At 40.7% G+C, this 23,575-nt stretch carries 19 protein-coding genes and 2 tRNA genes; 19 read left to right on the plus strand and 2 right to left on the minus strand.

Annotated elements, in window-relative coordinates:
• Positions 1 to 3: 3 nt before the first annotated feature.
• The 10 genes from mfd to IMZ31_RS00410 all read left to right on the plus strand — a co-directional run bounded on the left by mfd (position 4) and on the right by IMZ31_RS00410 (position 11,212).
• The gene (gene mfd, locus IMZ31_RS00365; protein ID WP_207528794.1) at positions 4 to 3,531 is read left to right on the plus strand and encodes a transcription-repair coupling factor; all 3,528 of its coding nucleotides are present in this window, start codon (positions 4 to 6) and stop codon (positions 3,529 to 3,531) included.
• Between the two features lie 213 nt (positions 3,532 to 3,744).
• Positions 3,745 to 4,281, plus strand: a complete 537-nt coding sequence (gene spoVT, locus IMZ31_RS00370) for a stage V sporulation protein T (RefSeq protein ID WP_036787266.1) — start codon at positions 3,745 to 3,747, stop codon at positions 4,279 to 4,281.
• Between the two features lie 89 nt (positions 4,282 to 4,370).
• On the plus strand, positions 4,371 to 5,963 hold the full coding sequence (locus tag IMZ31_RS00375) for a putative polysaccharide biosynthesis protein (protein ID WP_207528795.1): 1,593 nt from the start codon (positions 4,371 to 4,373) through the stop codon (positions 5,961 to 5,963).
• Positions 5,964 to 5,965: 2 nt separating this feature from the next.
• A complete protein-coding gene (gene mazG, locus IMZ31_RS00380; RefSeq protein WP_207528796.1) occupies positions 5,966 to 7,435 on the plus strand; it encodes a bifunctional methyltransferase/pyrophosphohydrolase YabN in 1,470 nt (489 codons plus the stop codon).
• Position 7,436: 1 nt separating this feature from the next.
• On the plus strand, positions 7,437 to 7,691 hold the full coding sequence (locus IMZ31_RS00385) for an RNA-binding S4 domain-containing protein (RefSeq protein WP_036787192.1): 255 nt from the start codon (positions 7,437 to 7,439) through the stop codon (positions 7,689 to 7,691).
• A gap of 252 nt (positions 7,692 to 7,943) precedes the next feature.
• The gene (gene yabP, locus IMZ31_RS00390) at positions 7,944 to 8,252 is read left to right on the plus strand and encodes a sporulation protein YabP (RefSeq protein ID WP_036787189.1); all 309 of its coding nucleotides are present in this window, start codon (positions 7,944 to 7,946) and stop codon (positions 8,250 to 8,252) included.
• Entirely contained in the window at positions 8,249 to 8,848 is a 600-nt protein-coding gene (gene yabQ, locus IMZ31_RS00395; protein ID WP_207528797.1) for a spore cortex biosynthesis protein YabQ, read from the plus strand. The genes yabP and yabQ overlap by 4 nt, the downstream gene beginning before the upstream one ends.
• A gap of 9 nt (positions 8,849 to 8,857) precedes the next feature.
• Entirely contained in the window at positions 8,858 to 9,238 is a 381-nt protein-coding gene (locus IMZ31_RS00400; RefSeq protein ID WP_036787183.1) for an FtsB family cell division protein, read from the plus strand.
• 74 nt (positions 9,239 to 9,312) lie between these two features.
• Entirely contained in the window at positions 9,313 to 9,747 is a 435-nt protein-coding gene (locus IMZ31_RS00405) for a S1 domain-containing RNA-binding protein (protein ID WP_036787180.1), read from the plus strand.
• A gap of 676 nt (positions 9,748 to 10,423) precedes the next feature.
• A complete protein-coding gene (locus tag IMZ31_RS00410; protein WP_207528798.1) occupies positions 10,424 to 11,212 on the plus strand; it encodes a YtvA family blue-light photoreceptor in 789 nt (262 codons plus the stop codon).
• Between the two features lie 105 nt (positions 11,213 to 11,317).
• On the opposite strand, the gene IMZ31_RS00415 is transcribed toward IMZ31_RS00410, so the two are convergent.
• Positions 11,318 to 11,389 (minus strand) — tRNA-Glu (locus IMZ31_RS00415).
• Between the two features lie 24 nt (positions 11,390 to 11,413).
• Positions 11,414 to 11,490 (minus strand) — tRNA-Met (locus IMZ31_RS00420).
• Between the two features lie 309 nt (positions 11,491 to 11,799).
• On the opposite strand from IMZ31_RS00420, the gene spoIIE reads away from it, so the two are divergent.
• The 9 genes from spoIIE (at position 11,800) to cysK (ending at position 23,522) form a co-directional block, all read left to right on the plus strand.
• Complete coding sequence (gene spoIIE / locus IMZ31_RS00425; protein WP_207528799.1) at positions 11,800 to 14,250, plus strand: stage II sporulation protein E; 2,451 nt, start codon at positions 11,800 to 11,802, stop codon at positions 14,248 to 14,250.
• Between the two features lie 195 nt (positions 14,251 to 14,445).
• Positions 14,446 to 15,186, plus strand: a complete 741-nt coding sequence (locus IMZ31_RS00430; RefSeq protein WP_207528800.1) for a VWA domain-containing protein — start codon at positions 14,446 to 14,448, stop codon at positions 15,184 to 15,186.
• Entirely contained in the window at positions 15,164 to 16,153 is a 990-nt protein-coding gene (locus IMZ31_RS00435; protein ID WP_207528801.1) for a serine/threonine protein kinase, read from the plus strand. The genes IMZ31_RS00430 and IMZ31_RS00435 overlap by 23 nt, the downstream gene beginning before the upstream one ends.
• Before the next feature lie 90 nt (positions 16,154 to 16,243).
• Positions 16,244 to 17,635: a tRNA lysidine(34) synthetase TilS gene (tilS, locus tag IMZ31_RS00440; RefSeq protein WP_207528802.1), complete on the plus strand. Its 1,392-nt coding sequence runs from the start codon at positions 16,244 to 16,246 to the stop codon at positions 17,633 to 17,635.
• Positions 17,636 to 17,646: 11 nt separating this feature from the next.
• Entirely contained in the window at positions 17,647 to 18,192 is a 546-nt protein-coding gene (gene hpt / locus IMZ31_RS00445) for a hypoxanthine phosphoribosyltransferase (protein ID WP_036787165.1), read from the plus strand.
• 167 nt (positions 18,193 to 18,359) lie between these two features.
• The gene (ftsH, locus tag IMZ31_RS00450; RefSeq protein ID WP_207528803.1) at positions 18,360 to 20,384 is read left to right on the plus strand and encodes an ATP-dependent zinc metalloprotease FtsH; all 2,025 of its coding nucleotides are present in this window, start codon (positions 18,360 to 18,362) and stop codon (positions 20,382 to 20,384) included.
• 270 nt (positions 20,385 to 20,654) lie between these two features.
• Positions 20,655 to 21,527: an Hsp33 family molecular chaperone HslO gene (hslO, locus tag IMZ31_RS00455; protein WP_207528804.1), complete on the plus strand. Its 873-nt coding sequence runs from the start codon at positions 20,655 to 20,657 to the stop codon at positions 21,525 to 21,527.
• Between the two features lie 27 nt (positions 21,528 to 21,554).
• The gene (locus IMZ31_RS00460; RefSeq protein WP_207528805.1) at positions 21,555 to 22,469 is read left to right on the plus strand and encodes a peptidylprolyl isomerase; all 915 of its coding nucleotides are present in this window, start codon (positions 21,555 to 21,557) and stop codon (positions 22,467 to 22,469) included.
• Positions 22,470 to 22,595: 126 nt separating this feature from the next.
• Positions 22,596 to 23,522, plus strand: a complete 927-nt coding sequence (gene cysK, locus IMZ31_RS00465) for a cysteine synthase A (RefSeq protein WP_207528806.1) — start codon at positions 22,596 to 22,598, stop codon at positions 23,520 to 23,522.
• Positions 23,523 to 23,575 lie beyond the last annotated feature (53 nt).

Raw genomic sequence — 23,575 nt, forward strand, 5'->3', positions numbered from 1 at the left:
AGATTGCAAGGACTTAAGCAATTTCTAACACAACAAGATGATATCCACTCCATTATATCGGGGTTTTCATCAGGTATGAAAGAACAGTTTGTTTCGGGGCTGTCAGGTTCTTCAAGAGGAGTGTTAATTTCACTCCTTGAAGAATCTGCTAAGCGCCCTGTTTTAGTTGTTACTCATCAGCTAATGCAAGCTCAGCAGTTATACGAAGATCTACTGGGCTTAACGGAGGCTGATCAAGTTCACTTATATCCAGTGAATGAATTAATTGCCTCAGAAATCGCAGTGGCTAGTCCTGAGCTTAGAAGTGAACGAATAGAGGCGTTAAATCATTGGTCACAAAGTAAATCAGAAATTCTAATTGCCCCTGTTGCAGCACTTAAACGAATTTTGCCGCCAACATCTTATTGGGAGAACTACCAACTCCCGTTTAAAGTAGGCGAAGTCATTGAAATAGATCATTATATGAAGCAATTGATCGACATGGGTTATGAGCGTGCTGATATGGTATCTGCTCCAGGAGAGTTTAGTATGCGTGGTGGCATTATGGATATTTATCCATTAACTCAACCTAACCCATTACGGATTGAATTCTTCGATGATGAAGTAGATTCCATACGATATTTCGATTCTGAGAGTCAGCGCTCTTTAGAAAAGGTGAATAATGTAACGATTGGACCAGCTAGTGAACTCTTGTTAACAGATGAAGATTTGGCAAGAGCTGCCGAGAACCTTGAAAAAGCTTTTGCGGATTCCCTTAAGAATCTTAAATCACCTGAACTTAAAGAAACTTTATCTGAGAATATTGAGAGAGATATCGAAAGACTGAAGCAACGCGAGCGTTTCCAGGAGATGTATAAGTATATTTCTCTCTACTATGAGAAGTCTGCTAGTTTACTAGATTATTTACCTGATAATGGGTTAATGGTCTTTGATGAAATGAGTCGAATCCAAGAAACCGCTACACGTTTAGATGAAGAAGAGGCTGAATGGTATAGCAGTCTGTTGGAATCAGGGCAAATGGTTAGAGATTTATCGATCTCTTACAATTGGTCTGATGTTTGGCATTCCATTCACCATCCGCGTCTATATATGTCTGTATTCTTACGGCATATCCCTAATACCCAACCAGAGAATATCGTGAACATTTCCTGTAGAGCCATGCAACAATTCCATGGACAAATGAATTTGTTGCAAACAGAGATGGAACGATGGCAAAAAGGGGACTATTCTGTTTTAGTAGTAGCGCCAAATGAAAGTCGAGCTGAGAAAATTCAAGCTGTTTTAGAAGACTATGATATGGAATCTGTTGTTTCTGAAAGAGAACCGTCTTTACCTTTGACACATGCAACCATTGTAGTGGGTCACCTTACTACAGGATTTGAACTGCCGATGCATAAAGTAGCCGTATTGACAGAAAATGAACTATTTAAAAAGCGTTCTACACGGCCTAAGAGAAAGAAAAAGATTTCAAATGCTGAACGCATTAAGAGTTATCAAGACTTAAAAGTTGGCGACTATGTTGTTCATGCTCACCACGGTATAGGGAAGTACTTAGGAATCGAGACGCTTGAGTTAAACGGGCTACATAAAGACTATATGCTCGTAAAGTACTCGGGGGATGACAAGCTCTATGTCCCTATTGACCAAATCGACCTAGTGCAGAAATACGTAGGTTCAGAAAGTAAAGAACCTAAGCTCTATAAACTAGGTGGAAGCGAGTGGAAAAAGGTAAAGAGTCGTGTTCAATCATCTGTTGAAGATATCGCAGATGACTTAATTAAGCTGTATGCAGAACGAGAAGCGACTAAAGGATATGCTTTTGGGGAAGACACAGAGATGCAGCGAGAGTTTGAAGCAGCGTTCCCTTATCAGGAAACAGAAGACCAAATCCGCTGTATTGAAGAAATCAAAACCGACATGGAAAAGGTACGCCCTATGGATCGTCTTCTATGTGGAGATGTTGGGTACGGAAAAACAGAGGTAGCTATTCGTGCAGCTTTCAAGGCCATTGCAGATGGTAAGCAAGTCGTTATACTAGTTCCGACAACGATATTAGCCCAACAGCACTATGAAACGATTCGCGAACGATTTCAAGAGTTCCCAATTGAAATTGGTTTGTTAAGTCGATTCAGGACCCGTAAACAGCAAAAAGAAACAACAGAAGGCTTAGAAAATGGCACTGTTGATCTTGTGGTCGGAACCCACCGTATTTTATCTAAAGATATTAAGGTGAAAGAATTAGGGTTATTGATTGTCGATGAAGAACAGCGCTTTGGAGTAAAGCATAAAGAGAAAATTAAGCAAATGAAGACCAATGTGGATGTCTTAACACTTACAGCCACTCCGATTCCAAGAACGCTTCATATGTCGATGTTAGGCGTTCGTGATTTATCGGTTATTGAAACGCCTCCTGAGAACCGCTTCCCAATTCAGACGTATGTGCTTGAGTTCAATCATGTCTTTATACGGGAAGCCATTGAACGGGAATTAGCCCGAGGAGGACAAGTCTTCTTCTTGTACAACCGTGTAGAAAATATTGAGCGGATGGCAGAAGAAATATCAGCGTTAGTTGATGAAGCACGTGTGACGTATGCCCATGGCCAAATGAATGAATCAGAACTTGAAAATGTAATGTTCAGCTTCCTTGAAGGTGAGTCAGATGTGCTCGTATCTACCACTATTATTGAAACCGGAGTAGACATTCCGAACACAAACACGCTAATCGTGTACGATGCAGATCGTATGGGGCTTAGCCAGCTTTATCAATTGAGAGGGCGTGTGGGTCGTTCGAATCGCGTTGCCTATGCCTATTTTACCTACCAAAAAGATAAAGTCTTGTCAGAAGTGGCAGAAAAGCGACTTCAGGCAATCAAGGAATTCACAGAGCTTGGTTCAGGCTTTAAGATTGCGATGCGGGACTTATCAATACGTGGAGCAGGAAATCTACTTGGATCACAGCAGCACGGATTTATTGATTCCGTCGGATTTGATATGTACTCTCAAATGTTAAATGATGCGATAGAAGCAAAACAGCAAGGGAAAGAAGTGGAGGAAACCAAACCATTCGAACCTGAGCTTACTCTTAATTTAGATGCTTATATTCCAGACTCTTATATTTCAGATGAGAAACAAAAGATTGATATGTACAAACGATTCCAGTCCATTGAATCACAAGAAGACCTCCATGATTTACGGGAAGAGATGATTGATCGCTTCAGTGATTACCCTGAACAAGTCGAGAATTTATTCCAAGTGGCTGTCTTAAAGCTTGCAGCTAAAAAGGAACGTGTGGAATCGATTAGTGAGAAGAAGCAAAAAATTGAACTGCTTATGGAAGCTGAATCGAGTCAACGGATTGATGGTGCTAAATTATTTGAGTTGGCCAATCAATATGGACGTATGATTCAACTTGGCACAGAAGGTCAGCAATTAAAAGTGACCTTTAAATGGGATCGTAATACAGCGCATCAACGTTATAAGACGATCGAAGAATTCCTGCAACAATTGCCAGAAGCCAAGGGTTCTGCTTGATAAAAATGTAAAACAATATACGTAACTTTACTGTACAAAATGAGCCTCACTTTGAAGATTTTGATGTTTTCTACTACAAATATGAAGGAAAAATGTATAGTTCTGACTTTGAGAAAAATACTATACCCATCAAATGGTGATTTTTGTTCTTTACAGGAAGCGATAACACATCACCAAGAGAATAATCATCAGATGAAAGTGAGGCTTCATGGAATGAAAGCAACTGGTATCGTAAGACGTATTGATGATTTAGGTCGGGTAGTAATCCCGAAAGAAATTCGTAGAACCCTGCGTATTAGAGAAGGGGATCCTTTAGAAATCTTTGTTGATCGTGAAGGAGAAGTTATTTTAAAGAAGTATTCACCCATTAGCGAGCTTGGAGATTTTGCAAAGGAATATGCTGATGCACTATTTGACTCACTTGGTCATCCTGTCCTTATTTGTGATCGTGACGAATTTATTGCCGTTTCAGGTGGGTCTAGAAAAGAGTATCTGAATAAAAGCATAGGGCAAAAAGTTGAACAAGCCATTCAAGATCGCGTCGTCTTAACAGAATCAAATGAATCAACCATTGAAATTGCGGATGGTATTGATGAGACGATTTCCTCGTATGTAATAGGTCCTATTATCTCTGGTGGAGATCCAATTGGATGCGTAATGATTCTTTCGAAAGAAGGAGAAGCGTTAACCAATGTTGAACAAAAAGCTGTAGAAACAGCCGCAAGCTTTTTGGCAAAACAAATGGAATAGAATGAAAGCGAGGAGCCTCATTTGCGTAGGCTCCTTTTTTCATACATACTTATATAATGAGAATGGAAAGGTTTAGAAAGGATACATTCATGGCAGTACATAGTAAGCAACAACGATTGATGAGAGGGGCACTTTTACTAACTTTAGCTGGATTATTTGGAAAGGTGTTAAGTGCTGGTTATCGTGTCCCCCTTCAAAATATAGCGGGGGATATAGGTTTTTATATTTACCAACAAGTGTATCCGATATTAGGGATGGCTTGGATGATTTCAATATATGGGTTTCCAATGGCAATATCCTCCCTTGTAGCAAGGGCTCAGGCTCGAGGGGATTCCCTTTCAGTTCGGCGCTTCTATGCGCCAGTTTTTATGATTATGATTGGGGTCAGTATTGTACTCTTTTCGATTTTTTACTTTGGGGCCTCAGCTATTGCTTCATTTATGGGGGATCAAAGGCTGCGCATGCCCTTACGTGTGACGGCTACGGTATTTTTACTACTTCCGTTTACTTCAATAGGAAGAGGTGTTTTTCAAGGGATAGATGAAATGACTCCGACAGCTGTGTCCCAGATGATAGAACAGGTAGTAAGAGTTCTTGTCATTATTTCAGCTACTTTGTTCTTCGTAGGCAATGGATATAACTACTATTATGTAGGATCTGGTGCAGCTTTTGGTTCCATTTTAGGAGGGCTTGCGGCGTGTCTGGTGTTATCTTTCTATATCACAAAGCATAGATCCATGCTCCTTAAACCTTCTGCCACTTTTATTCCAATTGGCGACATCTTACGAGTGATGGTCCTATCAGGCTTGTTTCTTTGCGTGAATTACATGCTGTTGTTACTGATGCAATTTGCTGATGCGTTCACCATGATCTCTTCCTTGAAGATATATGGACTTTCATTGGAGGAAGCACAAGAAATGAAGGGAGTCTTTGATCGGGGATATCCGCTGTTGCAGTTAGGGACCGTTCTTGCTTCGTCGCTAGCCCTTGCCATTGTTCCTTCTGTTACAAAGAAGCGCTTAGAGAACAAAACAACGGAGGTGCAGGAGAATGCCGGGCAGGCAATGAAGCTTTCTTTTTTGATCTCTATTGCAGCTTCAGTCGGTTTGTTTATACTCCTGCCTGAAGTAAATGTGTTGCTCTTTACAAGCAATGAAGGAGTTTTTGCTTTAAGGGTATTGTCGGTTGTCATTGTTTTCGCATCTATGACTTTGACTCTATCTTCATTATTGCAAGGGTTTGGGATTGTCTTCTTGCCAGCGTTTGCTGTGGCAATCGGAGTTATTGTGAAAGTCATTTTAAACATTGTATTTACTCCCGCTCTTGGTATTACCGGGAGTGGTCTTGCAACGTTAGTCAGTATTTGCGTCGTATTTGTATGTAATATAATCGTCTTTAAGAAACGAATCCCTTTCTCTTTAAGAGCATACATACCTTGGAGGGCCACCATTTTCTCTTTAGGGGTAATGACGGTGACTATAGTCGTTACAGGAGGAGCATATAGTCAATTTATAGACATGCAAAACAGACAGGATTATGTAGGATATTGCTTCCTTACAATTGCGTTAGGTGCCGTAAGTTATGGTGTGAGTTTACTTAAAACAGGCGCTTTTACTGATAAAGAATTAGATTACTTTCCAAAGTCAACGAAATTAAAACGACTCACTAAAAGGAGGGCATGATGATGACAAATCATATTAAAGTTATGGGTCTTGGTGCGGCCGACCTTGAGCAGTTGCCGTTAGGAGTATACAGAACCCTTGTAAAAGGTGAGGGGGTCCGATATGCGCGCACGTTGGATCATCCGGTCATTAAGGCATTAGAAGGCGAGGGTGTTACGTTCGAATCGTTTGATCATGTATATGAAGAACAGGAGCAATTTGGTGATATATATGAAACGATTGTGGAACAGCTTATTAAGGAAGCGGAAGGTCGAGATATTATATATGTGGTTCCTGGTCACCCGATGCTTGCTGAGAAAACCGTACAGCTTTTATTATTAGCTGAAAAAAATAAACGAGTATCAGTATCAATTCAGGGTGGGCAAAGCTACTTAGATGATTTATTCACAAGTCTACAAATTGATCCTATTGAAGGTTTTCAATTTATTGATGCAACAGGTTTTAGAAGAAGCATGGTAGAACATCGTCAGCACACAGTCTTTTGTCAGGTATATGATGAAATGATTGCTTCAGAGGTGAAGGTATCGTTGCTCGAAGATTTACCTCCTGAGTTTCCTGTCTATATTGTAGATGCTGTAGGTAGTAAACAAGAGCGAATAGAACAAGTGCCTCTATTTGAACTTGATCATCAAGTAGAGCTGAGCAATTTAACAAGCGTATATGTGCCGCCCGTTTCAGAAGATCAGCTTGCTCATCAGTTTTTCCGGGTTCGTGACGTAATAGCAGCACTGCGTGCACCAGATGGATGTCCTTGGGATCGTAAGCAAACGCATGAAAGCTTACGGCCTTATTTAATAGAGGAAGCGTATGAGCTTATCCAAGCCATTGACGACCAAGATGATGAAGGGATCATAGAAGAACTGGGAGATGTGCTTTTACAGGTCCTCCTACACAGTCAAATTGGCGAGGATGAAGGATTTTTCACGATCGATGACGTAATTCTATCTTTAACGGAGAAAATGATCCGTCGTCATCCGCATGTTTTCTCAGATCGACAGGCTGATGATGTTGATCAGGTTATGAGGAACTGGGACGAGATCAAGAAAGATGAAAAAGGTATGGAAAGACCCTCGGTATTAGACGGTGTCGTAGAGGCGTTGCCTGGACTTATGAGAGCTCAGGAATTACAGAAGAAGGCGAAGAAGGTAGGATTCGATTGGGACGATCCGCAACCAATGTGGGAGAAAGTGAAAGAAGAAATGGATGAGTTCGAAGAGAGCCTGCGGTCTGAGGCATTTTCTGATCAAGAATTGGAGTATGGAGACGTCTTGTTTGCGTTTGTAAATCTTGCCCGTTACTATAAAATAAATCCAGAGCTTGCGCTTCAACGAACCAGCGATAAATTTGAACGACGCTTTAAAGAGATGGAAGCGGTGATTACTTCCGAGGGTCAAGCTATGCAAGATATGACGTTAGAACAGTTGGACTATTACTGGGTTCAAGCGAAGAATAGAGAGAAGGGGGAGCAATAACGTGAGACTAGATAAATTTCTTAAGATATCTCGTTTGATTAAACGACGGACATTAGCGAAAGAAGTAGCGGATCAAGGTCGTATCCAATTGAATGGTAATACGGCGAAGGCATCTACAGATGTGTCTGTTGGAGACGAGCTTTCAATCCGTTTTGGACAAAAGCAATTAACGCTAGAGGTCACATCTTTACGCGAAAATGTAAAGAAAGATGAAGCATCATCTCTATATAAAATCATTAGTGAACAAGAAGTGTAGTCATGTAATTTGAAATGAAAAGGAAAAGAGGCGCTTTGACTCCTGTAGAGGAGTGAAGTGTCTTTTTTATGTATAACGTTTATGCCTTTCCTTACGGGGGCTTTTTTATGGGAGGGGTAGCTATTACTCAGAAAAGGAAGTAGGATAGGCTTTTTCTCCGCAAATATTCTGTTCTGAATTTTTTATAAGGGATTGTACATATTTGAAATCTCTCACTCATAGATTGGTAACGATAAGGGGAGGGGTGGATATATGGAGTATTATGAAAAAGACGTACAAGGAACGGGGACTCGTGGGCAAGGTGATCATCATGTGAAGATGAATAATAGACGCAACTTAGAAATTACCGGGGTGAAAGAGGTAGATAGTTTCGATGCTGAGGAATTTTTATTACAAACAAATATGGGATATTTAGTAGTACGAGGACAGAATCTTCAAATGAAGAATTTAGATGTGGAGCAAGGGATTGTATCGATAAAAGGAAAGGTGTATGAACTCTCCTATTTAGACGAACAGCAACAGGAGAAAGCTAAAGGATTCTTTAGCAAAATGTTTAAATGAGTTTAGATACACAGTTTTTAACAATGGTTATTATGTTTAGTAGTGGCGTATATCTGGGTATGGTTATGGATACATTTAAAAGATTTGAGCCCTTATGGAAATCTAATCTAATCATGAGGTATTCCTTCGAGATTTTATTTTGGATTCTACAAGGGTTGGTTTTGTTTTATTTTCTATTCTTAGCGAATCAGGGAGAATTACGTCTTTATATTGTACTGGCTGTGGTGTGTGGTTATGCTGCATACCAAGCCTTGTTTAGGGAAACTTATAAAAAAGTATTAGAGAGGTTAATTAAGATCATCTCAGGACTCATTCGCTTTATTACGCGGGTCGTGACGGTGTTTATTGTGCGTCCCGTTCGTTTTATTGTAATTACAATAATGAAGCTAATTCTCCTTTTGTGGACAACCTTACTAGCCATTATTCTTTTCCTGTTTAAAATTTTACTATATCCATTTCAGTTGATCGGGCGCATAACGTGGAAGTTGATGCCGAAAAATGTGAAAAAATACTTACTAGACGTAGCAGGGTTTTATAGTAAAATGAAGAATATAATACTAAAATGGTGGGGAATTATCCAGCAAAAAAGGAGGTAGCTTATCATCGTGCAGGATCAACGTGATTCGGTTGCAAAGATAGATTCAGGATATGTGAAGCAGTACGATGCATACGTAGAGCGTCAACATAAGAAGAAGAAGCGGCTCATTCGCCGATTAGCTTTGTTTACAATCGCATCCCTTCTTTTATTGGGCGGATTACTGACTTACCATATTCAACAACGGACACTTTATGCTGAGAAGCAAGCCAAGTATGAAGAATTGCAGGAGCAAATGAATCTTTTAGAGAAGCAGGAAAAAGATTTTAAAGAAGAAATTAAGCTCTTAAATGATGAAGAATACGTCTTGCAGATAGCCAGGACCAATTATTTCTTCTCAAAAGAAGGCGAAATTATCTTTAAAATCCCTGATAACGGTCCGTCATATTGACACTCTTTTTAAGGCTTATATATAATATATAAGAATGATACTTTTTGAAATTCATAAGGAGGAGCAATTTTTTTATGTCAATTGAAGTAGGCAGCAAGTTGCAGGGCAAGGTAACAGGTATCACTAATTTCGGAGCATTCGTTGAATTACCTAACGGTTCAACAGGTTTGGTTCACATTAGTGAGGTTGCTGATAATTATGTAAAAGACATTAATGATCACTTAAGTGAAGGCGACCAAGTAGAAGTAAAAGTGATTAATGTGGAGAAAGACGGTAAGATCGGTTTGTCTATTAAGAAAGCTAAAGACAACTACAAAGGTGACCGTGAGCGTCGCAACAATAACCATAACAAAGGCGGCGGAAAAGGCAAAGGCAACAAAGGTAACCAGCGCCCTGAGAATTTTGATTCTTTAATGAATCGTTTCCTTAAAGATAGCGATGAAAAGCTTGCATCTTTAAAAAAACACACGGAATCAAAACGTGGAGGTCGAGGTGCTAAACGCGGCTAACTTGCTGTCTATGAGCAACCATTATGAATTGAACGTTCTTATATAAAGGAAGTGACCAGCTCATTAGAGCTGGTCACTTTTTATTATCTATCCCCCGCTCGTTCAAGAATAAGACAGTAGTTTTGTAGACGTGAGACTGCGGAATTTTATTGGGTGGGGTCCGTTACGTTTGTAAGTGCAAGGGCAGGCTTGGGGACTACTCGCTTTCCTGCGGGGATCTGGGAAGCCTCCTCGTTCGCTTTCGCTCTCTGTGGGGTCTCCCCTAGGATCCTTATCCCGCGGGAGTCTCGCAGTCCCCAAGCCTGCCCTGGTGTTAATGGTGAACGGACCGCTTACCAAATTGCTCTCAAGCCCACTACCTCCCAAGTATGGCATGTTTCCGTCTCTCCCTTTTTGGCAAAGGTGGGCCTGGAAATTGCGAGACTCCTGCGGGAGAAAGAGGTAGACGAGACCCCGCAGGGTGGTTTTCCCGAGGAGGCTCGACAGCTCGCCCGCGGAAAGCGAGTGATTTCCAGGCCTACCTTACACTCCATTAAGGCTGACGGAAACATTTCTCTATTCAGCTTCAAGTCCTCCGTATAAGGGGCTTATATGGAAAGAGAATGTTTATTTGGTTCCTAATGTAAAGTTTTGATACTATTAAGATACATAAAACAATGAGAGTGAGGTTTTACAGGTGGAAGACATAGTAGAAGGCCATATATTCAACAAGCTGTTAGAAAACGCTGTTGATCATACACGTGTCGGTGTTACCATCACAGACCCTGGACAGCCCGATAATCCTATTATTTATGCTAATAAAGGCTTTGAACATATAACTGGTTATCATAGAAGTGAGATCTTAGGGCGTAACTGCAGATTTCTTCAGGGAGAGAGGACGCAGGAAGAACAGGTTAATCAATTAAGACAAGCCATTTCTAATGAAGAGTCTGTTGCTGTTACTGTATTAAACCATAAGAAAAACGGAGAAGCTTTTTGGAATGAGCTACATATAGACCCGATTTATGTAGAAGAGAAAGGTAGATATTACTTTATAGGGATTCAAAAAGATGTCTCTGATAAGAAAAAAGCAGAAGAAGACCTAACGACATCAATGAATGAGGTTATAGCGCTCTCTACGCCTATTGTGCCTCTTACAGATGATATATCCGTTTTACCCCTTATAGGGAATATGGATCGAGATCGAATTGCCTTAATTTCTAACCATATAGCTGAAAAGATGACGGCGTTAAAGCACAAGAAGTTAATCGTGGAGTTGTCTGGACTCATAGATTTTGATGAAGAAGTCATTCGTGGGATTTACAGACTAAACGATTTACTGCAACTACTCGGAACAGAACTTATTATTGCTGGAATTTCACCTGAGTTTGCTATGAAGTCCGCTCGTATGGGGGTTAACTTAGATTCCATTAAATCCTTTTCATCCGTGAAGGATGCTCTAGAGAAAGTTCAGCAAAAACCATAAAAAAAGCTGCTTCTTAAAGAAGAAGCAGCTTTTTTCTGTCATCCTATTTTCACATAAATGTAAAAAAATCCACACCGCTGTGTGGTAGGACAAGAATTCGGATGATGACCCGTACGGGATTCGAACCCGTGTTACCGCCGTGAAAGGGCGGTGTCTTAACCACTTGACCAACGGGCCGTTGGTTTATACAGTAAAAAGATATGGTAGCGGCGGAGGGGATCGAACCCCCGACCTCACGGGTATGAACCGTACGCTCTCGCCAGCTGAGCTACACCGCCATGTTTTTACCTCGTTCTTTCGAGATGTTTATCCCGAAGTCACAAGCAATATATTACACGACCATTGTCGAAGTGTCAACGGATTTTATTAATGTCATTATTTTTTGAAAATTTACCACTTCATTTTGAAGTAAGATAAGGGAATCCGACAGGGTTATAAGAAGGGCTGTGAGAAAGGGTTAAACAATTTGCCGAAACAAGCCCGCCTGTATAGAAAGCCGTCGAAACTTTTATTAACTTCTTTCTGAAGTTTTGACAAAAAAAGCTAGTCCTGTGTGATTAAATATATCACTAAGGGGGAGTGTTTAAATGGAGATCTTAACAAAACGGGCAGTTAAGGAAATGAGTGGGATGGGGATAGCCACTTTAGAAAATTGGAAGCGGAGGATGGGGGAGCAGGCGAAAATTTTCATGATTGAGCGCGGCTGGCTTTTATGGATTGTTGGCTTCTTATTGGGACGAGCAATTGTTCTTTCGTCAGTATCGCCTTTTGCCCTTTCTTTTCTCGCTTCTGTGTGGCTAATGAGAAAAGATAAGTCATTAAAAGTTATGACCGCTGTTCTATGCGGATCGTTAACCTATCATTGGCAACACAGTCTGTACGTATTTGCTGCTATGCTCAGTTTCTTTTTGTTAGCTTTTGTGCTTCAGCGAATGAAGAAACAACAAGAGTTTCTACCATTTGTTGTATTTATGGCGAGTCTAGCTCCAAGAGTTGGAGCGTACACCCTTATTCAACCGGCTGAACCTTATGATTGGATGCTAGCAATCGTAGAAGCAAGTCTGAGTGCAATCTTAGTACTTATCTTTATGCAAAGCATTCCACTGTTATCACCAAAACGGTATAAACAATCGTTAAAAAACGAAGAAATTGTTTGCATGATTATTTTATTAGCTTCCGTACTTACGGGAACGATTGGTTGGCAAATATATAATATTTCACTTGAGCAGACGTTGTCTAGATACTTGGTGCTTTGGTTAGCGTATATCGGGGGAGCTGCGATTGGTTCCACGGTCGGTGTAGTAACTGGTTTGATCTTAAGTCTTGCAAATGTAGCAAGTTTATATCAAATGAGTTTGTTGGCTTTTTCAGGTTTATTAGGTGGCTTGTTAAAAGACGGGAAAAAAATCGGAGTAGGGGTCGGCTTATTTGTTGGTACGATGCTTATCGGTATATATGGAGAGGGATTGGGGTCCTTGGCTCCATCGATGCTTGAATCCTCTGTAGCTGTTCTCCTCTTTTTTGTAACACCTGAAAAATGGATTCGTAATTTAGCTAGGTATATCCCTGGCACTAATGAACATTCGCAAGAACAGGAGCAATACTTACAGAAGATCCGTAACGTAACGGCTAATCGAGTAGAGCAATTCTCGAGTGTATTTCAGGCGCTTTCGAAGAGCTTTGCGCAAGTCCAGCACCATATGGATGAAGAACAAGAGAGTAAAGAAACCGATTATTTCCTGAGCAATGTTACCGAGAAAACGTGCCAATCATGTTTCAAAAAGGACAAATGCTGGGCTCAGCAGTTTGATCAGACTTATGGTTATATGAAGGAGATGATGACAGAATTAGATGCGGGAACTTTCCAACACAAACGGAAACTTCAAGCCGATTTTGAGAAGCATTGTGTGAAGTCTAAAAAGGTTATCGAAACGATGAACCATGAATTATCATTCTTTCAAGCCAATCAGCGTTTGAAAAAACAAGTATTAGAAAGTAGAAGATTTGTTGCAGATCAGCTTAATGGTGTCTCGGAAGTAATGGGAGATTTCGCAAAAGAAATATTGAAAGAACGAGAAAATCATGAATTACAAGAAGAAGAGATTGTCCAAGCTTTAAAAGGAATGGGGTTTGAGATTGAACAGCTTGAGATCTATAGCTTGGAGGCGGGGAATATTGATATTGATATGACCCTTTCTTTCTATGATTACAAAGGTGAAGGGGCGAAGATTATAGCCCCAGTGCTATCCGAGATTTTAAATGAAACCATAATGGTTAAGCATGAGGAGATCTCACCTTTCCCTAATGGATATGGATCATTTTCTTTTGGTTCAACCAAGAAATTCGTCATTGATACAGGGGTGGCTCATGCTGCCAAAGACGGTGGGTTAGTTTCCGGTGATAGTTACTCAACTATGGAACTGGGAGCGGGTAAGTATGCCGTTGCGATAAGTGATGGAATGGGGAACGGAGAAAGAGCTCATGTAGAAAGTATGGAAACGCTACGATTACTTCAGCAAATTTTACAGTCTGGAATTGAGGAAAAGGTAGCGATTAAATCTATTAATTCAATACTTTCACTCCGAACAACGGATGAAATTTTCTCTACTCTAGATCTAGCGGTTATTGATCTTCAAGATGCTGCTGTAAAGTTTCTGAAGATCGGTTCTACCCCTAGTTTTATTAAGAGGGGAGATCAGTTGAGCAAAATAGAAGCAAGTAATTTACCTATGGGGATTATCCAAGAATTCGATGTCGAGGTTGTCAGTGACCAACTGAAGCCAGGAGATTTACTCATTATGATGAGTGATGGAATTTTTGAAGGGCCTAAGCACGTAGAGAATATCGATATGTGGTTAAAACGAAAAATTAGGGATATGGAAACCGAAGATCCTCAGGATGTAGCTGACCTTCTACTAGAGGAAGTAGTCAGAACGCGTTCAGGTGCTATTGAGGACGATATGACAGTCGTCGTTGCGAAAATAAATCACAATGTCCCTCAATGGGCTAACATTCCTATAATAGGGCGGGCGCAATAAATGAAAAAGAGTACCTTTGGTAAGGTACTCTTTTTTGCTAGATACCCAAAACGCTCCTCGAGATGTAAGTCAATCTGCTGCATTGGGACCCCGCTTCTCTATGAGATGTTGGGGATTTCACTTTTGTAACTTACTAGTATAAAAGCAATGAATCTAGTCGAAGATGGTAGTAATTTATGGAGGAGGAGATATCTCATGAATAAAGGAACATTGAAGCAAATTCTTTTGATAACTGATGGGTGTTCGAATCAAGGCGAAGATCCTGCTGCTGTGGCAACTTTGGCTTATCAGCAAGGGGTGACAGTGAATGTGATTGGAATTCTAGAGGATCAGCAGTCTGAGCAACCTGAAGGACTAGAAGAGGTTGAGGAAATAGCCATGAGCGGAGGAGGCGTAAGCCAAATTGTATATGCTAAATCTTTGTCTCAGACAGTTCAAATGGTAACCAAACAAGCAATGACTCAGACTCTTCAAGGGGTCGTCAATCAAGAATTGCAACAAATCCTAGGGGCAAATCAAGAGATTGAAGACCTTCCTCCTGAAAAGCGCGGAGAAATCATGGAAGTTGTAGAGGATTTAGGTGAAACATGTGATTTAGAAGTGTTGGTGTTGGTTGATACAAGTGCGAGTATGCATAATAAACTGCCGACAGTTCGAGATTCATTGTTTGATCTATCGCTTAGCCTAAACGCTAGGATGGGGAAGAATCGTTTCTCAATCTATACCTTCCCTGGTAAACGTAAAGAGATGGATAAGATTATGGATTGGACGCCTAAGCTTGATTCTATATCCTCTGTCTTTCCAAAACTGACGAGCGGGGGGATTACACCAACCGGTCCGGCCTTAAGAGAAGCGATGCAACAATTCACGAAGAAGCGAAGCTTACGTAACTTAATAGGTCGTGAAGACACCGATGTGGAAGAGTCAGGGTATTAACTTATCCCCTGGAACTGTAGTTAAGGGAAAATGGCATTACCGCTCTTATACCATTGTAAAGAAATTAGGTTCCGGGGCTATGGGTACTGTTTATTTAGCTACTGAGCATGGGCAATCGGTAGCGATAAAATTCGGGCACAATAGTTCTTCTATTACGACCGAAGTCAATGTATTACGTACGTTACAAAAGGTCCAGGACCATAAACTTGGACCTTCTTTGTTAGATGTAGATGACTGGGTTTTAAAAGATGGATCTCAGGTATCCTTTTATGCCATGGAATACCTTAAGGGTAAAGAACTAAATCGTTTTGTTCAGGAACACGGGTTTGAGTGGGTAGGTATTCTTGCTGTTCAACTTTTAGAAGACTTAGAGCACCTCCATCAATTTGGGTGGGTGTTTGGGGACCTTAAAGCCGATAATTTACTTGTCACGTTTCCGCCTGCACGGTTGCGCTGGTTAGATGTTGGCGGCACAACTCAAGTAGGGAGAGCGATTAAAGAGTATACCGAATTTTATGACCGAGGGTATTGGGGGATGGGATCTAGGAAAGCTGACCCTCAATATGATTTATTCGCATTTGCCATGGTTATTCTACAAATTGAGTATCCTTCTCGTTTTGAAAGAGGATCCGATCCTGAAAGAACCTTATTTATGAAATTAAAGCAGGCAAATAATATAGCACCATATCAGGATATCTTGAGGAAAGCACTACGTTCTGAGTACAACTCTGCTGCAGAAATGAAAGGTGCGGTAACAGATTTGTTATTAGCATCTCCTACTCAGAGCAAACGAGATACAAGAGCTGCTCGAAAACAAGCTTCTTCTGTTCAACCGTCCCGGAAGAAACCATCGGCAACCGTTCCTTCCCCTAGTGCTTCTAAATCAGCGCAGAAGTGGGAAATAGTCGGAATCGTCATGACGGTTTGTTTATTTTATATGATGTATGTAGTGATGCAGTGGATTTAAAAGAATGAATCTTACGTTTTGCAGTGTTTGAATTATAAATGGTAGGATAGAAATGGCATATAAAGAATAAATAGAACGGAGTTGGGGCAATTGTTTAGCCATAAGGTCGATCAATTTGTCCAAAGGCATCAGCTTTTTTCATTGAATTCTACCGTATTAGTAGCTGTATCTGGAGGGCCTGATTCCATGGCTCTTCTGCATTATTTAAAAAGCAGAATGGATCGCTTTGGGTTTCATATTGTTGTTTTAACGATTGATCATTCTTTGAGAGGGGTAGACTCGAAGGAGGATGTTCATTATGTAACTTCAATCTGTAAGAAGTGGAATATCAAATGTGAGACAGCAACGTTAGATGTGCCGGCTTATAAGGAGAAATACGGGGTTGGAACACAGGAAGCGGCAAGGAAGCTGAGATATCAGTATTTTGAAGATCAAATGACAAAGCATAATGCTTCGTATCTTGCAATGGGGCACCATGGAGACGATCAAGTAGAGACACTTCTGATGGAAATGACACGGGGAGCGGAGCCAAGCAGCATAAGCGGAATCCCTGTTTACCGACCGTTTAGCGAAGGTCATATTGTTCGCCCACTCTTGTGTGTGACGAAACAGGAAATTGAATCTTACTGTGAGAAAAACGGAATTATACCTCGTATAGATGAGTCGAATAAAACGACAGCTTATACAAGGAACTCATTTCGGGCACATGTATTGCCTATACTAAAGTCTCACAACCCCAAGGTTCATGAACATATGCAGTATTTTCAAGAATATCAGAGTGATGATGAGGCTTATTTGATGGAGGAAGCTAAAAAGATTTTTGATTCATCTCTTCTTCATAAAAAAAATCAGGAGATCAGGTTTAATCGAAGTGATTTTTTAAACGTTCCTTCACCTTTACAAAGGAGAACCTTTCACTTAATATTAAACTATCTGTATCAAGAACCCTCTTTTGATGTAACTTATCATCATTGGGAGCAATACATACGAATAGTTAAAGATGAGACCCCACAAGCAATGATGCATTTGCCGAGAGGTCTGTCTGTTGTTCGTTCTTATGAGAATATCGCTTTTACATTTAAGAAGCAGGAAGCGGTCCCTTTTCATTATTTGCTAAACGTGCCAGGGGAATTGGTTTTGCCTGATGGAGCTTATATTTATGCCGATTATAACGATCGTAACAGGGGTCAAGAAAGCCATCATTTTGCTTGTGATATAAGTAACGTAACCTTACCTCTCATCGTTCGGACGAGAAAGCCGGGCGATAAATTTATTCCTAAAGGAATGAAAGGGCGTAAAAAGGTGAAAGACTTATTTATTGATGAAAAGATCCCTCATGAACAACGCAGTAAATGGCCAATTGTTACAGATGCGAATGGTCAAATTCTGTGGGTCGTTTCATTAAAAGAAGCAAACATTCCAGTTAATCAACAACACCCGATCTGGTTACATCTTACTTATGAGAATCACAAGAACTTCTAGGAGGATGGAAAATGCATAATGATATCGAAAAAGTCTTAATTTCCGAGGAGGAGCTACAATCAAAAGTTAAAGAACTCGCAGCACAACTGTCTGAAGATTATGAAGGCAAGTTCCCTCTAGCAATTGGTGTTCTAAAAGGTGCCATGCCATTTATGTCTGATCTATTAAAGCGTATGGACACATACTTGGAAATGGACTTTATGGATGTATCTAGTTATAACGGTACAATGCAGTCATCAGGTGAAGTGAAAATTGTTAAAGATTTAGACACGCAAGTAGAAGGAAGGGACCTTCTTATTATCGAAGATATTATCGATAGTGGCTTGACTTTAAGCTACCTTGTTGATCTGTTTAAATACCGTAAAGCCAAGTCCATCAAGATTGTAACCCTTCTTGATAAACCATCAGGGCGTAAAGGGGACGTTAAAGCAGATCTTGCAGGATTTGAGGTGCCTGATGAATTTGTAGTAGGTTATGGGTTAGACTACCAAGAGAGATATCGTAACCTGCCATACATCGGTGTCTTAAAACCAGCCGTTTACGGTGGAGATCAGTAAGAATAAACCCTTGTTTTATTCATATAATGCACCAAACTGGGTTGTCCCTTTATTAAAGGATGACAATCTGTTGACAACGTTTACTCGAGCAAGGGTAATTAGTTGTGTAAGTTCTTTCACATATGGTACTATTTACTATAGTTTTCTCGCCTGGGAGGAGGTAGGCAATGAACCGAATATTTCGTAATACCATCTTCTATGCGCTAATCTTTTTAGTGGTAATAGGAGTTGTTGGTCTATTCAGAGGAGATACTTCTCAAGATGAACAATTTAAATACAGTCAATTTGTTCAGCAGCTTAACGATGGTCAAATAGAGACCATGAACATTCAATATACGAACCATGCTTACAAGGTAACTGGTGACTTGGTTTCGTCTGGCGAAGAGGAAAAGCAAAGCTATACAGCTACAATTCCGGATAACGAACAAATCGTTAACCGAATTACAGATGCTGCACAGCAACAGGGAATTGAAACAGTTGATTTTGAGAAAGCGGAAGAGCCTAGTGGATGGGTGACATTCTTCACTTCCATTATTCCGTTTGTAATTATCTTCATTTTATTCTTCTTCTTACTGAACCAAGCTCAAGGTGGCGGAAGCAAGGTCATGAACTTTGGTAAAAGTAAGGCTAAATTATTCAATGAAGAGAAGAAGAAAGTACGTTTTAAAGATGTAGCCGGAGCAGATGAGGAGAAACAAGAACTTGTTGAAGTTGTTGATTTCTTAAAAGACCCTCGTAAATTTGCCTCCATTGGTGCGCGTATTCCAAAAGGTGTTCTACTTGTTGGGCCACCAGGAACAGGTAAAACGTTACTAGCACGCGCTGTAGCCGGGGAAGCGGGCGTACCGTTCTTCTCGATCAGTGGTTCAGACTTCGTAGAAATGTTCGTTGGTGTTGGTGCTTCTCGTGTACGTGATCTTTTTGAAAACGCGAAGAAGAACGCACCATGTATTATCTTTATCGATGAAATTGATGCTGTGGGTCGTCAGCGTGGAGCAGGCTTAGGCGGAGGTCACGATGAACGTGAACAAACGCTTAACCAACTACTCGTTGAGATGGATGGTTTCGGCGCTAATGAAGGAATCATTATCATTTCTGCGACAAACAGACCTGATATCCTTGACCCAGCCTTACTCCGTCCAGGACGTTTCGACCGTCAAATTACCGTAAACCGTCCGGACTTAAAAGGACGCGAAGAAGTGCTTCAAGTACATGCTCGCAATAAGCCGCTTGATGAAGATTCAATTGACCTTCATACAATCGCTATGCGCACACCAGGTTTCTCAGGTGCAGACCTTGAGAACTTGTTAAATGAGGCTGCACTAGTTGCTGCTCGTGCGGACAAAGAAAAGATCGATATGGTTTCAGTAGATGAAGCGATTGATCGTGTCATTGCAGGTCCTGCTAAGAAGAGTCGCGTTGTTTCTCAGAAAGAACGTAATATCGTCGCTCACCACGAAAGTGGACACACCATTATTGGTATGGTGTTAGATGAGGCTGATATGGTACACAAAGTAACGATTGTGCCTCGCGGTCAAGCTGGTGGTTATGCAGTTATGCTTCCTAAGGAAGATCGCTTCATGATGACTCAACCTGAGCTTCTCGATAAGATCGCAGGTCTACTTGGCGGACGTGTTGCAGAGGAAATTATGTTTGGCGAAGTAAGTACTGGTGCCTCAAATGACTTCCAACGTGCGACAAGTATTGCACGCAAAATGGTTACTGAATATGGTATGAGCTCTAAGCTTGGACCGCTTCAATTCGGAGGAGGCGGCGGAGGACAAGTGTTCTTAGGTCGTGACATCCAGAATGAGCAGAATTACAGTGACAAGATTGCGTATGAAATTGATCAAGAAGTTCAACGTATTATTAAAGAACAATATGACCGTGCTAAAGGCATCTTAACGGAACACAAGGAGCAGCTTGATGTAATTGCTAAGACGCTTCTTGAAGTTGAAACATTAGATGCAGCACAAATTCGTTCTCTATTTGATAAAGGCGTTTTACCAGAAGGTTATGATGATCCAGCTTATTCTTCTAAATCAGAGTCTGGAGAAGACGTAAAAGTCAACATTCAGTCTAAAGAAGAGGAAGAGCCTAAAGCGGATCTAAACAAGAAAGAACCAACTGACTTAAGTAAATCTGAGCCATCTGAAACAGATGGGGAAGAAGACGATAAGAAAAACGACTAATCACTTATAAGCTGCTTCAGCCTACCATGGCTGAAGCAGCTTTTGTGTGTGGTGGAGTAAATGGCGGGCAAGATTCGCTATAAGTGACTAAGTTCTTTCCCTTCGTTTACAATAGTAGTGAGTACGTTTGTTGAAATAAATCACCAATATCGTTTATTTTAAATAAATAATGATAAACCCTTTATAGAGTGATACGTACATATCTGTTTCGGGTATGTGGAATTACTGCACAAAGCAGGATTATGAAAATAAAAAGGAGAATGAAATAATATGAGTGATTATTTAATTCGAGCAACTGCCTATAATGGTATGGTTCGTGCATATGGAATACAATCAACGGAAACAGTAGGTGAAGCGGTACGTCGTCAAGATACGTATGCAACAGCTTCAGCTGCACTTGGGCGCACCTTAACGATATCAGCAATGATGGGTTCTATGATGAAAGGTGACGACAAGCTTACGATTAAAGTAGAAGGTGGAGGACCAATCGGCGCAATTATTGCTGATGCTACAGCTCATGGTGACGTACGTGGGTATGTGTCCAACCCTCATGTAGATTTTGATTTAAATAATAGTGGGAAGCTAGATGTTCGAAGTGCGGTAGGTACAACAGGAACATTAAGTGTTGTAAAAGATTTGGGTCTAAAAAATAACTTTACAGGGGAAGTACCGATTGTATCTGGGGAGATTGGGGAAGACTTTACGTATTACTTCGCTAACTCTGAACAGGTTCCATCAGCAGTAGGGGCTGGTGTATTAGTAAACCCGGATCAAACAATAAAAGCTTCGGGCGGTTTCATTATTCAAATCATGCCAGGGGCTGATGATGATACTATTTCAAACATTGAGAAACACATTAATGAACTGCCTCAAGTTTCACGCTTAATAGATGAAGGTCATACACCTGAAGAGATGCTTGAAAAACTACTGGCCGGTGGCGATATGAAGATATTAAGCAAATCACCTGTTCAATTTAAGTGTCAATGTTCGCGTGAACGATTAGAGCAGGCTCTTCAAGGACTAGGCAATGATGAGCTTCAAGCTATGATAGAAGAAGATCATGGAGCGGAAGCACATTGTCATTTCTGTAATGAAGCTTATCATTTCACAGAAGATCAACTCCGCGCACTTATAACTCAATAGGTAGACACCTAGGGAAAGGTGGTTGGGATGACGAGAAAGCTTTTGTGGGGAATTATTGTAGTTCTATTTATCACAAATTTAACATCACTGTTGGTTTGGGTTAGCACTAAGGAACAAACTTCCACAAGCTCCACGAGTAAGATGACTCCGGTTGTGGAGGCAACAGAAGAACCGGTAGCTCTTGTAGGGGAGGAAAAGCTTCATCATGAAGAGTGGATGGCTACTCTTCAAGAGCAACATGGAAAAGACATATTGATGGATATGATCGATAAACAAGTGGTTTTTAATCTTGCCAGTGAGTATGATATAGAGATAACAAGTAAGCTCATCCAACGTGAGCTTGCATTAATGGAGACGATGCTTCCTGTAATGGAAGAGAAAGAAATAGAAGAAAAGCGAAAACAATGGGAAGATGATGTTCGCTATCGCTATTATTTAGAAGAACTCTTAACGAAAGACATTGGTATTAGCGAAAAGGAAATCAAAACGTTTTATGAAGATCATAAGGATCAATACGAATTTCGTCACACATATCAGCTCTCCCATATTGTTGTTCCCTCGGAGGAAACGGCAATGAAAGTAAAGGAAGAGCTTGATGGTGGAGCGAAATTTAGCATGTTAGCCCGTGAGTATACAGAAGATGAGTTTACCAAAGGTAAGGGAGGGTATCTTGGCTACTTTTCAGATGAGAGCCAGTACTTACCTTCTTTGTATTATGATCAGGCGGAAAGTTTATCCCCTGGATCTTTTAGTGAACCTTTCCGTACAGACCAGGGTTATGTTTTGTTGCAAATGCACCGAACGCTCCCTTCAATCACCTTCACCTACGAAGAAATAAAAAAACAGATAAAGAGAGAAATTGCTCTTGATTACGTGAGTGATTCGTTATCGGCGCGTCCCCTCTGGAAAGAAGTTGGAGTGGATTGGATTTATGGCGATTAACGAATCGCTTCTTTTTTTAAGGAATACCGATATACTTTATAGAGGTTCTTTTTATTGACTTTTCAAACAATTATTTTTAAATTAATTGTAAGCCTATAATATTACTAGGGATTGGGAGTGTTGATTATGAGAATAGGAAATTCGGTAGCCGACCTTATCGGAAAAACGCCTATCGTAAAGCTGAATCGTACCTCGGATGAAGAAAGTGCGGATATCTATGTAAAGTTGGAATACATGAATCCCGGGAGTTCTGTGAAAGACCGTATCGCTCTTGCGATGATTGAAGCGGCAGAGCAGGAGGGGGGCTTAAGTGAAGGTGATACCATCATTGAGCCTACTAGCGGTAATACTGGTATCGGTCTTGCTATGGTAGCGGCTGCTAAGGGATATCGATCCGTTCTTGTGATGCCTGATACGATGAGTGAAGAGCGAAGAAACCTTTTGCGTGCCTATGGTGCAGAATTAGTTTTAACACCAGGAAGTGAAGGTATGAAGGGTGCTATTCAGAAGGCTGAAGAATTACAGAAAGAGTACGGCTACTTTATGCCTCAGCAGTTTAACAATGAAGCTAATCCTAAAGTGCATGAAAAGACAACAGGTCCTGAAATTGTAGAACAAATGGGGGAGCAGTTAGATGCCTTCATTGCAGGGATTGGAACAGGTGGTACGATCACAGGAGCTGGAAAGGTATTGAAGGATGCCTATAAAGATATTCAAATATATGCTGTTGAACCAGATAGCTCGCCTGTATTATCAGGGGGATCACCGGGTCCTCATAAAATCCAAGGAATTGGGGCTGGTTTTGTCCCTAAGGTGTTAAATACAGACGTATACGATCATATTATTCAGGTAACAAACGACCAAGCCTATGAAACAGCTAGAGAAGTAGCTAAAACAGAAGGAGTTCTCGGTGGTGTTTCCACCGGAGCGGCCATCTACGCAGCGAAAGAAGTAGCTAAAAAACTAGGAAAAGGCAAGAAAGTGCTCGCTATTGTTCCGAGTAACGGAGAACGCTATTTGTCGACTCCTTTATATCAATTTGATCAATCTTAATATTAATTTACTATTAATCCCCTTTCCTTTTGTAGGAGGGGGATTTTTATATG

The organism is Pontibacillus sp. ALD_SL1 (assembly GCF_017355605.1).